Source organism: Agrobacterium tumefaciens str. B6 (assembly GCF_001541315.1).
In the GTDB taxonomy this organism is placed as follows: Bacteria; Pseudomonadota; Alphaproteobacteria; order Rhizobiales; family Rhizobiaceae; genus Agrobacterium; species Agrobacterium radiobacter.
Window position 1 is genome coordinate 74,477 of the sequence record NZ_LMVK01000008.1, and the last position, 13,871, is coordinate 88,347.

Consider the following 13,871-nt stretch of genomic DNA (forward strand, 5'->3'; position numbering starts at 1 on the left):
TCAGTCGTTTATCATGACTTGCCCCTAGCACGCAGGAATTGCACAGGGCTGGATAATACGCAGCTCAGTCGTCTAGTCGCAAAAGATCCACCGCTCCGACGGAGCGATGGACCGTGGTGAAGGCGATAAGGACGCCATGGATCAAGCTTTTCGGCATCCGGTTCTGTCCAACCATCAGGCCCGCGACGGAAAAGATCGTGGTCGCAACCAGACCATGGCTGCAAGGAGTTGCTCTTCGAGCGATCCGGTGGTCAGAGTTGCGTTCGCCGCGCACAGGCACGCTCTAACTCCTCCAGCCGCCGAACGCCGCAATCAAAAGGGTGAACGCACCGCCCTCGATGAGGATTCCATATTCTGTCGAGCCGCGAATATGTACCGTCTTACAACGATTTCATGTCAGCTAAACCTGCGGGTGAGTGAGCGCGGGAGCCGGCGGAAGACGCTTTCCGTCGGTCTGCATTGCGTGGTGTGCCAGAAGGTGGTTGCGCGCTCTGCCAACTTCACAGTAATTTGAAAAAATGACGCATTCGGACCCACGCCCTTTAGACAATGACGCCACGCGTGAGGCAGTGGATTCGATGCGGGGCTTCTCGTTTCAGATCTTGCGCAGCATCGATGCCTGGCTTGACTTGCCGTCCGGTGAAATTCTTATGCTGGAGGGCGCCGAGGACCTCGACCGCATTGGTCCGGAAGGAGCACTGGTCGAGCAGGTCAAGGATACCGCGGGATCCGGCAACATCACGCTGCGCACCGCAGCCGTTCTCGCGGCCATCGGCAATTTCTGGCAGCATTGCCAGCGCAATCCTGATACGCTCATCCGGTTTCGCTATCTCACGACGTCTGATATCGGGCAAGAACGGAGCGATGCTCTTGCTGACCTCGACGCAGCTGGAATTGAAGCATGGCAGGCCATCCGCCATGCGCCGACTTCCACGGAAGCATTGTCAGGAGCGGCACTGATCCAATCCTATCTTGTTGGCTGCGAGTCCCTTCCCGCGGCGTTGCGCACCTTCTTGTCATCAGCCTCCGTTGAGGACTTCGTCAAAAGCGTGGTCCTGCCGATTGAGTGGGTGACTGGACAGGCTCGCTCACCGGGTCTTGTTCGGAAGATCGAAGCGCGTCTCGTCGAACTCGGCGAGCTTCTAGATATCGATGCAGCCTCGGCGATCAACGCCTTGCCAAAGCTTCACCTGGAGGCCTGGAAAAACGTCAGCGATAACGATAGGGCACCGCTGCGGCGTGGCGATCTCATCCGGATCGTGCGGGAAGCTGGCACAACCCATGTTACGAGCGCTCTGCTGATGGGATTGTTAAAGCAGGTAGCAGGCATGCCATCCGGTGCCACGCCGATTGTTTCTCCACCACCTTCGGTGGGAAGGCCACCACGGCCGCCGCGCCGACATTACTCGCGCCCCGTCTTGGAAGAGAACCTGCGCCGGGCATTGCGGCTCGGTGCAACCTATCTCCATGGATCGACCGGTATGGGGAAAACATATCTCGCGCGGTCAGTCATGATCGATCTTACGAAGGTTGGCTGGTTGGATCTGCGCGACGTCAGAGGACAGGCGATCATCTCGAAGATCCAGGCGGCCACGGCCTTCCTCGCATCAAACGCGGACGCGATGACAATCGTCCTTGATGATCTCGATCCTGGTGAGGATGGACGCGTCCTGATACCAGCGCTGCAGCACCTCCATGAGATGCTTTCCGCACGTGGCGGCGCGCTGCTGATCACCGGTCCACAGCCTCTTTCACCTCGTCTCGCACATGCCATCGACATCACCGCAGACCGGACGTTCATTGCGCCAGCGTTTGCTTTGGCCGAAATTGCAGAGTTTACAGCCGCCGCGGGATGCCCTGATACCGACGTCGAGAACTGGTCCAAGATTGTATCAGCCTCGACGAGCGGCCATCCGCAACTCGTCGACGCGCGTCTGGCGGCTCTCCAGCAGCAGGGGTGGCCAAAACCCAGCCTTGGAGAGTTCGTGTCGCAAACAGCGGAAATCAAGGACGTCCGGAACGAAGCGCGGCGCTTGGTGGCGACACTCCCCGAAGGCGAACGGGAGCTGTTATGCCGGGCGAGCCTCGTTATCGGGCGTATATCACGCCGCCGGCTCCTGGCTGTTGGTGCGGCAGAGCCCGGGCTGTTCGAGCCCGGTCATGTCATCGATAGGCTGACGGGACCTTGGCTGGAAGTAACTGACACGTCCGATTTGCGCGTGTCGCCGCTTCTGCGTGGGCTTGCTTCAGAGACCCGGCCACAAGCCTGGGCTCGCGAAATGAACGTCAATATCGCGTGGGCCTGGCTGGCAGATCCGTCGCTGGCGGCAGGCGACGTCTCGACGCTCTTGATGCACGCAATTCTCGGCAAGCGAACAGGCCCGCTGGTGCAATTGCTGCCGAGCCTGCTCGAGGCCTCTGAGGATGTCTGGGACGAGATCGGCGTGACAGCGGGTTTCCTTGCCAGTCTTGGCGTCGACGAAGAACACCCCAATCCGTTCGATGCGCCACTCGACAAGGCAGTTTTCCGAATCCTTCAGTTGCGGATTGCGGCCCAGGCACAGACGCAAGAACTTCCGAAGATCATCGACCGTGCATTCAAGGAATTTTCGGAAGCGGCCCCGGAGGATCTCGCGACCGGCTTTTTCGAATTTCTCTTCCTGTGGCAGCTGATTCGGCTCGACGGCATGACCCATGAAGTGGCAGCTCTTGTGGATATAGGTCTGAGGTTCAGGCGCGCCGCAACCAGGATGAGCCAAAATCTCAATAAGCTGCAACAGCACAACGGTGCTGAACACGTCAAATTCCCCGACCTCGCGCCGATCTTTGCCCTGACAATGCTGCACTCGATCGCTGATCCCGATGCCTTCGAGCAGTTGCTGACGATTGCAGAAGAACTGGATCCAAACGATCAGAGGTTCATCCTGCCGGGAGGCGAGGGGCCACTTGACGCGGCGACAATGACGCTAGAACGCTTATGGCTCAGAGAATTCGGCAAACCCGGCCCCGACTGGTCAGGCTTTCGCCGTGTTCTCACCCGGACAATTGCGGTCGCTCAATCCGCTGGCTTGCCCGGTCTTGCCGATGCAGCTGCGTCCGTTCTCGTGCGAGTTTTGGACGAGAATGAAGGCGACCCGGCATCTGCAGTCGAATTGGCAGAGCTCTACGAAGAGCAGATCGTTCGCCCGGTCCGGCTTTTGGCCGCTAAAGGAAAATGCCTCTACCGGCAGCAGGAAACAGATCGGTCCCTTGACGTTTATGCAGCCGTTGTACGCGACCTCGATGCATCCATACTGTTCAGGGCCGACATTTTCCGCGGAGCTGCGCTGGCCGCGGCGCGAGCGCAAAGTTGGGAGCTTTGCGCAGAGCGCTTTCGCGCCGGTCTCATCTCACTGATGCCGGAAGAGGCCATTGCCCGAGCCGTTGGGTTCGGCTTCGATTATGGCCTGGCGCTTTTTCTGGCCGACGATCTGCCAGGCGCCGTAGCAGCCTTTTCAGAGGCAGTCGAGGTGGCCACTGCGGGAGGAGAGAGATCGCTCGATGAAACCCTTCTGTCAGCGAGGCAGTATGGCTATGCCGCTATGGTGCGTATCCAGCTGTTCATGGCGGCTCCTTCCCAAGGTACCGATCACCTCACCTCACTGGTCGGGCGGGCAAGCTCTGGCGAGCAGTTCGCGTGGAAACACGATAGACCGATACCCAGTGAGTTCCTCGTTAGACAGCTTCTCGATTTGCAGATGCTGGCGCCAAACGCCGATCAAGCGACTATTCTTCAAGTGGCAAAGCGCCTGAGGTCGAGCCGGAACGTTGGACTTCAGGGAACACATTGGGAGACCTTCACAAGGCTCCCTGTCTTGACGGGCGACCTTGATGAGGTCATGCCGGACTGTCTACGCGAAGCCGCTTACTTCGAAAGGTTACTCGCCCTGAGGGAAGCGGGCGAAGACCATTATCAGGTGCTCGAAGCGGACCCTCCTTTACCGGCACTCTCCGAGGCGTACGCGGTGTTTGTCCGATGCCGAATCCTTGCAGTCATCATCGCGGAGATGGCGAGAGGCGGGCCCCTGGTGCTCCCGTTCGAGAAATGGCTCGCGCCCCTTCCGATCGACCAATCTTATGACGACCTCCGGGATTTTATATCATGTGGCCGGACGTGGTTCCTTGGGTCGAATGATCCCTGGCCTGAATTTGGTAGAGGGCAACCGACATGGGAAAGACGAACTCTCGCCGCGCTGTCGACGCTTGCGCGCGGTCGCACTGCGGCCGAGCTCCTTGCTGCACATGCGATGATCGCGTACGATCTAAACCGGCCGCCGCTTGGGGCAATCGTTGCCCGACCTCTGTCGCAACTGGTTACCGCGGCGTGGAACAACATCTGCGATACGCCGGCTTTTTTGGTCGCGCCGCGCTATTCCGTGCCGGGGCTCCGAGCGGCTATCGATAGCCCACAGGAGGGGTGGCCGCGCATCCGCGGCGTTCTCTTGGCTGCGCTTCCAGCCATCAACTCCCATGACGCCCTTGAGCTCAGACCCTACATCGAGGTTATTTCGGAAGGCTAACGCCCGCCACAGGCGCCGATTATTCCGGCCAAGCCTATGTCACGGTCTCTAGGCAAATCTTCGATTGATTGGCGCGCCCTACGAGACAGTCATGTGTGTGATGGTCAGGTTCAACACGTCCGGCCGTAAGAGGCGCAACACCGGTTGTATCCAACGAAATCATATACAAACATCAATTAATAATGCCGCGATTACGGGTCTTAGGTTCGACTCCCATCAAGGCGAAAACGCGCTCTACTTAAGCAGTCGACAACTACACCCGTTCGCTTAACCTGATGCTTTCCCTCGCTGGTGTTCCCAGTTCGCAGCTATGACCTCGGGGGAATCCTTGCCGCCGATGTTGACTATCGGCTGGGCAAAAGTCACCCCATTCTCCTGGAAGGCTTTCCGAAGCGATGCGTAGGCCGTGCGTTTGATGAAGCTCTGTTGGGCGGTTGGCACCGTGATCATTGCGAAACTGATCACGATTCCATACTCGGCGAAATCTTCGACACCCTTTAGCTTCAACGGCTCGATGAAGAAACGGGCTAATTCAGGATCCGCGAGCAACGCCTGGCCAATAGCCTTTCCGATCTTTCGAACTTTTTCGAGATCCGTGTCATAAGGAACGGTGACCAGTATTTTGGTCTTGGACCAGTCGCGGCTCATGTTCTCCACGGCACCCAACTCTCCAAAGGGAACCGTGAAAATCGGACCTCGATGATGCCTTAGCTTGACAGAGCGGAGGCTGAAACCCTCGACGGTCCCTCGATAATTCTTCGCCTGTATGTATTCGCCGACCCGGAAAGCATCGTCGAACAGATAGAAAAAGCCACTTATAATGTCGCGTACCAGCGCTTGTGATCCAAAGCCTATTGCCACTCCGATAATACCCGCTCCTGCGACAAGCGGCCCGATATCGACACCGATCTGCCCGAGGATCGTCAGGCCCGAAACGAGAAGAATAGCGACCGCGAGCACGTTTCGTAGGATCGGGAGTAACGTTTGCAGACGCGTGGAATGCTCAACGTCACCATTTTCGTTCGGTTCAGCCGAAGGCAGGCTTTGCTGAGCGAGCATTCGATCTATGGCGGCCTTCGCGAGGTGCCAGGCAACGTCAGCGACGAGAAGCACGAGCGCTCCGCGCAGGAGGCCGTAAAGGGCTTGATGAACTAGCGGGATATTCTGACCCGGGAAATTGATGTCGGTCTCCCAAACATACGCGAGCCATGCAAGAGCCAACGCCAGAACGAATGCCCTGCCTCCGCGCGCAAGCAAGATCGTTCGGCTGTTCGCCGGAATATGAAGCTTTCTAGAGGCGACGTCCTGCACGACACGCGTAATGGAGCGCAGGATTGGTGGAAGAAGCGCTGGATATACGCTCAACCAGAAAAACGCGCGCGCATCCAAACACCAAAGGAGCCAAGCGCCCACGAAATAGAGTGATAGCGCCGTGTTCACTGCCGCATCGCGACCTGCCGTGGTCCAGGTCAACCTCATGACGAGCATCAATATCACACAGGAAGCCAGGACCTCGATCGCTGTGACTACGTCCGGATCGATAAGCAGCACGTCGCCTACCATAATTGTGGCGGCGGTAAACAGCGACAAGCCGATCACGGTCTTGAGTTTCCGGCGAACGGCATAAGGCGCTACGTGGTCAACCAAGGCTGAAGCAAAGCGGTAGGCCACGAATAAAAGGAGATATGAGCCAGCAATGAGACGGACAGAGGGCGGAAGATTCACAGTAAAATAGAGTGGTGCGATGAGCACCGAGAGGACAAGTGATGGGAGGTATTGCTCCAGTCCATCCCAGTGATTCAACCGGTTCCGACGTATTGATCGCTCCGCCGCAGCGCCTGCGGCAACCAGCAAGGCAAAGGCAGCGGAAACTGGCAACGAGCCATTTTCCGTCACGTCACTTACAAGGATTTCTAACGCGCGGCGCGCCTCGTGCGGAATGAGGCTAATGGCTGAAAGAACCGCATGTATCCTCGCCCGCGTACGCTTCTCCCAGCTTACGATACCGACAGCTGCATCTTGGTCCGGTGCGGGAGCGGCTTGAGAGAAGAGATTTGATGTCGAAGCTGTAGGGATCGCCGGCTGCTGAAACTTACTTGCCCGCTCGTCATCGAGTCTGGAAATGCTCACCGTGGCCGCAGCGATGGGGTTCGAGCAAAGTATAACAATGAGTGTTAGCAGCCATTTCATATGGAACTCACGAGGGTGCGCCGTCGGATATGGCGATTGGTTGGTTCAGGATGATGCATTGCTTTGACGTCATCGCCCATCTGGACGGGCGTAGGTCCTCATCCTCCTAAGGAGTGCGCCACCTCGCCAAATTGCTAGGCACGATAGCCCCTGCCGGTAGGTCCTCTCTGTGTTTGAGCCAATCGCTAGCATTCGCGCTGGGCAACATCGAAAACGGTAGGGAACCTAGCCTTCCGTATGGTCTGCTTGGGTCGATTGCGAGGTCGAGACAAAGCGTCTTCTCCTCTAGGCTTTGGGGCAGTTCCGTATGGAACGAGCCATCACAGTAGATCCGGAGGACAAAATGCTGCAATCAGAGCCAGTCTTGCCTGCAGAGCCTCGGCCGACGCTTTCGATAAATGCCGCGTATGAATCAGACGCTGTTCCCGAGCCTTTAGCAGCTGTCATCCACGATCTCGGCAATCTTATTCAGGTCGCGACATCCGCCATCAATATTTTGTCGCGTACTCGCTGCATTTCTCGCGATAAGCAGGCCTCGCAGATCATTTTGAGCGCTCAGGCGTCGCTGGAGCGTGCCGGCGGCCTCGTTCGCCAGTCTCTCCGTTCCGCTCGCGGTGGCTATACGCCGGTCGATAGTGTTTGTGTCGGAACTTGCTTGTTCGATTTGAAAGCCTTGCTCGAAAAAATCTGGGAGCCAGAAATTCATCTCGAGGTTCAGGCAGAGCCAAACCTGCCTCGCCTGGCATGCAATGTGATTGGTTTCCAGACGGTGCTTTTGAACCTAATCGTCAATGCGCGTGATGCGATGCCGGACGGCGGCACGATACTGCTCGCTGCACGGGCGCTTGTTGCGGCTGGCGTCGCTGGCGTTGAAATCGTGGTCGCCGATGATGGTCTGGTATGACACGGGAAACGCTCGAGCGGGCTTTCACACCATTGTTCACAACACGGTCATCGCGCGAAGGCGGCTATGGGCTGTCCGCCGTTAAGACGTTCGTGCAGGCGGCCGATGGCGACATCCAGCTTGAAAGCGAGCCCGGTGTCGGCACACGAATTACAATGACCCTCCCAGCTTACGGGATCACATGATTTCAAACCGAGATTGAAGATAGCCAAAAGTGAGACGGCAACTTGACCCTTGCCAAAGTGAACGCGGACAAATATAGTCCGCGTTATGGCTCATATGACGGTTGGAGTTGAATACGGTCTGCATTGTCTGATGTGGCTGATGGGATCCCCAGGCAAGCCTCTCAGCAGCCGGGATCTCGCTGACTTACAAGGAATTTCTCCCAGCTTTCTGGCGAAAATCTTCCCGAAGCTTGAACGTGCCGGCATCGTTGCCGCATTTGAGGGGGTGAAGGGGGGGTACCGGCTAGCTAGATCGCCTGATCAGATCAGTGTGCTGGAGGTGGTGGATGCGATCGAGGGAAAAAAACCACTCTTCGACTGTCAGGAGATTCGCGGTCGCTGTGCGGCCTTTGACGGGAAGCCTCCGCCTTGGGCAACAAAAGGCGTTTGTGCGATCCATGCCGTGATGTTGCGTGCAGAGAAGGCGATGCGCGAGGCTTTGGCAACTCAGTCTTTGGCCGATATTGCCGAGGAATTTGGCCGTAAGGCGCCTGCAGAATTCTACGAGGACATCGATCGGTGGATCGAGAGCAGAGCCGTTTCAAAAGGCCCCGGCGGATCGACCTTGAATTAGCGTTCCGCGCCAATGGAAGTGCTGCAAGCGAAAGCAATCCACCTCTAACGAAATGGCATTCTGACTATGGATTTTTGGAGAAGGGTCATGAGTGATGGTCCAGTTTCTGATGATGACAAGAAAGCGATGAAATCCTGGCGGAGGGCCGGGCAATGACGGCGGCGGCGCTTATCGCCGATAGCCCGCTGGTAATCGTTGTCGATGACGATGCGGACGTTCGGAATTCGTTGCAAGAATTGATTGAATCCGTCGGTCTGGACGTGATTTGCTTTTAATCGCCACGTGAGCTTCTGACCGCGGCACTTCCTGACCGGCCAGGCTGCCTGGTTCTGGATGTACGAATGCCGGGATCAAGCGGCCTTGACCTCCAGCACCAGCTTTGCGAGCAGGGTAAAACCAAACCGATAGTGTTCCTCACCGGGTATGGTGACATTCCCATGTCAGTGCAGGCCATGAAAGCGGGTGCAGTCGATTTTCTGACCAAACCCGTGCGGGATCAGACCTTGCTCGATGCTGTGGTTGCTGGAATTAAACGAGATGTCGAGCAACGCAAGCTTGCGGAAAATACGCATGAGCACACATCGCGATTTGCGACCTTGACGCCACGTGAAAAGCAGATCCTCTATGAAGTCGCGCTTGGTCGGCTCAACAAGCAGATTGCTTTTGATCTGGGCATCAGCGAGGCTACCGTCAAGCTCCACCGTAGCAACGTCATGAGGAAGATGCAGACCATTTCTGTGGGGGAACTCATCCGAGTCTGGGACGCCTTGCCGTCCTCGTTACGTGACGCCTCGTCAATGCCATTATCTTCCTAGTTTTTTCCTGATCACATCAGGTCGGTTGCCGATTGACATCGGGTCGGCCCAAGCAAGCGGGATCCCAAGATCTGGCGTCTCAAACCTTGCCGTCTGACGAAGACCTTCAGCTAGCGCGCTGGCTATTGTCTCAGTTTATTGTAGCAGAAATCCTTCTATAGCTGCCGACCGTGTAAGCCTCCCTGACGTGTCGCGAAGCCTTACTCACCAGGGTGCGCGACCTCGCCTTTGGGACTATATGACCTCGTCCAAGGCTCGATATGCCGAAGGAGCATTATCGCGCAATCTTCCATCAGCGAAAACGTTCGATGGGAGAACCAGATGCGGAACGCGATCAAAACTCTTTTTCTCAGCAGTGTAATGAGTGCTGCGGCGTGCACCTTCGGTTTTGCCGGGGATGCTACGCTCAAGCCGACGATCGTGCTCGTACACGGCGCATTCGCAGAATCGTCGAGCTGGAACCGCGTTATCGATGAGCTGAAAAGAGACGGGTACAAAACCGTTGCTGCAGCCAACCCGCTGCGTGGCGTCGCCAACGATGGTGCAGCTGTCGCAAGTTATCTGCGTTCGGTACCCGGTCCGGTCATTCTCGTCGGTCATTCCTATGGAGGGCCAGTCATCACCGAGGCTGCGAACGACAGCCCTAACGTCAAGGCACTCGTCTACGTCGCAGCCTTCGCACCCGATGTAGGAGAGTCGAGCACCAGCCTTTCTGCGAAATTTCCAGGTAGTACGCTGCCAAGGACGCTGAACACCGTTGCATTGCCAGATGGGAACCGCGATCTCTACATCCGGCCCGACCTGTTCCACGATCAATTTGCGGCAGACGTTCCGCAGACGATATCCGAGCAGATGGCGTTCACGCAGCGACCGGTTTCCGAAGCCGCACTGGCGGAGCCAACGAAGAGAGCATCCTGGAAGTCACTCCCATCCTACGCGATCTACGGTGCGCGCGACCTCTGCATTCCGCCAGCGGTCATGAGCTTCATGGCGAAACGCGCCCATGCACGGAAAACTGTCGTACTCGACGGGGCTTCGCACGCCCTGATCGTGTCGAGGCCGAAGGAAGTGGTCTCGCTCATCGAGCAAGCAGTGCGCGATAGCCAAGAGGCCACGCCTGTCCACGGCTCCAACTGAATATCAATCACACAACTCAAACAAGGAGATCTTACATGAAAATCGTCGTCATAGGAGGCACAGGGCTTATCGGCTCTAAGACCGTCGCAAGACTTTCCAAGCTGGGACACGACGTCCTCGCCGCGTCGCCGAATTCCGGCGTAAACACTGTCACCGGAGAGGGCTTGGATGAAGCCCTTGCCGGAGCAGAGGTCGTCATTGATCTGGCAAACTCTCCCTCGTTCGAGGAAAAGGCAGCAATGGAGTTCTTCGAAGCGGCAGGGCGCAATCTCTTTGCGGCGGAAAAGAAGGCCGGGGTTCGCCATCATGTTGCATTGTCGGTTGTCGGCACCGACCGCATGCAGGCAATGGGATATTTTCGCGCAAAGCTGCTCCAGGAAGAGCATATCCAGAAATCCGGCATCCCCTTCACGATCGTCCATGCGACCCAGTTTTTCGAGTTTGTCGGTGCGATCGCACAGTCTGCAACCGAGGGCCCGATCGTTCGGGCACCGACGGGCGCATTCCAGCCCATCGCGGCCGACAACGTAGCCGACGCGATGGCAAAGGTTGCGGTCGCCGAACCAACGAACGCAATCACCGAGATCGCCGGCCCGGATCGGGGACCGATGAACGAGTTCATCGCTCGGTATCTGAAGGCGACAAACGATCCACGCACTGTCACGGCTGATCCAAAGGCCCGCTACTTCGAAGTCGAGATCGACGACCGGACGCTGGTACCGGATGCCGGTGCTCACATCGGCGATATCAGGTTCGAGGACTGGCTGAAAGCTAACTCGGCACAACAGAAGTAAGTGGCTCTATCTCAGGTCCGCTTGGCAGCGAAATCGTCCAGGCGGACTGCTCACGAATAAGGAAACTGACGATGTTGAAATTGCTCATCTGCGCGAGTGCCTGTGTGCTGTCGTTGGCCGCATCTGTTTCGGCCCATGACGCCATAGGCGAGGATGTGAAGGTCGTATATGACCAACCGCTTCCGAATGTTCCGGGAAAAAGCTTGAAGGGTGTGCTCGTCGAATATGCACCCGGTGGCTCCTCTCCAGCACACACCCATCCGGACTCAGCTTTCATCTATGCGACTGTCCTGGAAGGTGCGATCACCAGCCAGGTCAACGGCGGGCCTGTCACAGTCTACCATGCGGGCGAGAACTTTTCTGAATACCCGGGCGATCACCACGCGGTTAGCGAAAACGCAAGCAAGACCGAACGTGCGCGTCTTCTGGCGGTCTTCGTGGTCGATACGTCCGAAACCAATCTCACGAACTACGAGAAGTAAGTTTGCCAACAATCCGTCCGCGCGGCGTAGCCCGCGGACTTGGTCGGCGATTGTCCCGCATTGAGCAGGACGATCGCCGGCATACCGGAGTGGCGCTGCCGCCGCGCCACTCCGGTTGACATTTCGCGATAGAAGACGGATCCGGCAGCGGCGCGGTCTCGTCAGGAGAATGCGATGCGCATCGAAAAACTCTACCCCATGATCTCGGCTCGCTTGATGATTATAGATGTAGCGGCCACGGTGCAGACCGCCGCTGCGACACTGTCCAATCCCGGAATCGGGCTCGCCATTATCTGCTCACCCGATGGCAGAGCAAAGGGTGTGCTCAGCAAATCCGATCTCATCCGTCATATTGCCGATCACGGACGGTCGAACTCGGTCGAAGAGCTCATGAGTCCCAAGATCATTGCCTGTCAACCGGCGGATGATCTGCAATCGGCTTGGCAAATCATGATCAGCAATCGCCTACAGAACATGCCGGTTCTCGGCGCCGAGGGCAGACCTCTTGGAGTGCTCGATATGCGGGATGCTTTGAAGGTGCTCTACGAACAAGAGCAACTGCAGGAACAAATGATGGAGAACTATATCGCCGGGATCGGCTACTGACGGCTCCATTGCCAGTGCAGCGCCCCGGATCTCAAACAAGCACATCACCCACTCAGCAATCCACTACAAATTCGGGGAAAATCGATATGCCACAAGTTCAATATGGTGATCTGGCCAGCGATCCTGTTGCATGGCTTATCATTCTCGGCATTGCCGGAATGATCGTCTGGAAGCTTATTGGTCCGGCCCGCTCGAACCTGCGGCTCGTCGTGCAAATCGTATTTTTCGGCGCCATGACATCGGTCCTTGTTTTCGGGCGGATCCCGCTTGGTCAATCAGGTGGTTTTCAATCGGGTGATGAGCATACGTTTTTCGTCATTCTTGGGCAGATGCTATGGTGGTTGCACCTCTCCTGGGCCGTCATCGGATTTGTGCGCATTTATCTCGTGCTCGAAGGCCGGCCGCGTGAAGCGCGGCTTCTCCAAGACATTGTTGTCGGCGGCGTCTATTTATGCGTCACGCTATCGGCTCTCGCATTCGTGTTTCGGTTGCCGGTTGGAACCTTGATCGCGACCTCCGGTGTAATTGCCATCGCGCTCGGGCTTGCTCTGCAAAATACCTTGGGCGACGTTTTCTCCGGCATCGCTCTAACGCTTGGTCGCACATTTGCACTCGGAGACTGGATACGCCTTAACGACGGCATGGAGGGGCGAGTGGTCGCCAGCACGTGGCGCTCGACACAAATATTGACGATAGCCAATAATGTCGTCGTTTTGCCGAATAGTGCATTGGCCAAGCTCGGCCTCACTAACGTCAGCCGCCCGACAGAGACGCATCTTCTGCAATTGAATGTGAGGATCAAGCCGACAAGAACACCCTCGGCGATCGAGGCTGTACTTAACACTGCTCTGGCCGGCTGCAACTTGATTATCAAAGATCCGGCGCCGATGGTCGCCCTCAAAAGTATCGATGCCAATGCCGTCGACGCGGACATCTATGCACGTGTTAAGGATCCAATGCGGATGGCAAAAGCTCGAAACGAAATCATCGATCTGCTTCATCGCCATTGCAGAGCGGCTGGCCTGCAACTCGCACCGTCCGCATCCTCTGTGCTTTTCGCGGATGCAACAAGCGGAGCGGATTTCCACCAGCCCGCCGACGAGCGGTTCATCGAGCTCATCGACCAAAATACAATATTCGCAACACTCGCCAGAGCAGACAAGGATCTGCTTGCCCGTTCTGTCAGATCGCGGGTCTTTGCACAGGGGGCCTCGATAATGCCCCAAGGCAAGCAACCTTCCTCATTTTTCGTGATTGATTACGGTGTAGTCGCCGTGACGCAGCATGGATTGGAGCAAAGACGCCTTTCACCAGGTGATTTCTATGGCGACGCGAGCTTGTCATCATCACTCAATGACTGCAGCCTCACGGCTATATCCGCCGTGAAAATATGGGAAATTAGCCGCGCTGATCTCTCAGATCTGTTCAGAAGCAGGCCTGAACTGGCCAACGAGATTACTGCAAGGCTGGCGATGCATGAGGAAGAAGCCCGGCGCGTCGCTCATGCAGATGCGAAAGATGATCATACGCCCCACGCTATTCTGAGATCGATCCGTACAATCTTCACCAACTAATCAAAACCTAGC

Annotated in this window: 10 protein-coding genes and 1 pseudogene; 10 read left to right on the forward strand and 1 reads right to left on the reverse strand. The window is 56.9% G+C overall.

Annotated elements, in window-relative coordinates; all coding sequences use genetic code 11:
* Positions 1 to 518: 518 nt before the first annotated feature.
* Positions 519 to 4,559, forward strand: a complete 4,041-nt coding sequence (locus ASB65_RS08105; RefSeq protein WP_060723597.1) for a hypothetical protein — start codon at positions 519 to 521, stop codon at positions 4,557 to 4,559.
* A 267-nt stretch (positions 4,560 to 4,826) separates the two neighbouring features.
* Here ASB65_RS08105 and ASB65_RS08110 read toward each other — a convergent pair whose 3' ends face one another.
* On the reverse strand, positions 4,827 to 6,749 hold the full coding sequence (locus ASB65_RS08110) for a mechanosensitive ion channel family protein (protein WP_060723598.1): 1,923 nt from the start codon (positions 6,747 to 6,749) through the stop codon (positions 4,827 to 4,829).
* A 343-nt stretch (positions 6,750 to 7,092) separates the two neighbouring features.
* On the opposite strand from ASB65_RS08110, the gene ASB65_RS08115 reads away from it, so the two are divergent.
* The 9 genes and pseudogenes from ASB65_RS08115 (at position 7,093) to ASB65_RS08155 (ending at position 13,859) form a co-directional block, all read left to right on the forward strand.
* Positions 7,093 to 7,653, forward strand: a complete 561-nt coding sequence (locus tag ASB65_RS08115) for an ATP-binding protein (RefSeq protein ID WP_060723599.1) — start codon at positions 7,093 to 7,095, stop codon at positions 7,651 to 7,653.
* Entirely contained in the window at positions 7,650 to 7,838 is a 189-nt protein-coding gene (locus ASB65_RS29195) for an ATP-binding protein (RefSeq protein WP_060723600.1), read from the forward strand. The genes ASB65_RS08115 and ASB65_RS29195 overlap by 4 nt, the downstream gene beginning before the upstream one ends.
* A gap of 94 nt (positions 7,839 to 7,932) precedes the next feature.
* Positions 7,933 to 8,451 carry an RrF2 family transcriptional regulator gene (locus ASB65_RS08125; RefSeq protein WP_236734532.1) on the forward strand — a complete coding sequence of 173 codons (519 nt, stop codon included), beginning with the start codon at positions 7,933 to 7,935 and terminating at the stop codon, positions 8,449 to 8,451.
* 152 nt (positions 8,452 to 8,603) lie between these two features.
* Positions 8,604 to 9,266, forward strand: a pseudogene (locus ASB65_RS08130) (response regulator transcription factor).
* A gap of 321 nt (positions 9,267 to 9,587) precedes the next feature.
* Complete coding sequence (locus ASB65_RS08135) at positions 9,588 to 10,403, forward strand: alpha/beta fold hydrolase (RefSeq protein ID WP_060723602.1); 816 nt, start codon at positions 9,588 to 9,590, stop codon at positions 10,401 to 10,403.
* Positions 10,404 to 10,438: 35 nt separating this feature from the next.
* On the forward strand, positions 10,439 to 11,197 hold the full coding sequence (locus tag ASB65_RS08140; protein WP_060723603.1) for an SDR family oxidoreductase: 759 nt from the start codon (positions 10,439 to 10,441) through the stop codon (positions 11,195 to 11,197).
* 71 nt (positions 11,198 to 11,268) lie between these two features.
* On the forward strand, positions 11,269 to 11,679 hold the full coding sequence (locus ASB65_RS08145; protein ID WP_060723604.1) for a cupin domain-containing protein: 411 nt from the start codon (positions 11,269 to 11,271) through the stop codon (positions 11,677 to 11,679).
* 174 nt (positions 11,680 to 11,853) lie between these two features.
* The gene (locus tag ASB65_RS08150) at positions 11,854 to 12,285 is read left to right on the forward strand and encodes a CBS domain-containing protein (protein ID WP_060723605.1); all 432 of its coding nucleotides are present in this window, start codon (positions 11,854 to 11,856) and stop codon (positions 12,283 to 12,285) included.
* Between the two features lie 86 nt (positions 12,286 to 12,371).
* The gene (locus ASB65_RS08155) at positions 12,372 to 13,859 is read left to right on the forward strand and encodes a mechanosensitive ion channel domain-containing protein (RefSeq protein ID WP_060723606.1); all 1,488 of its coding nucleotides are present in this window, start codon (positions 12,372 to 12,374) and stop codon (positions 13,857 to 13,859) included.
* Positions 13,860 to 13,871: the final 12 nt, after the last annotated feature.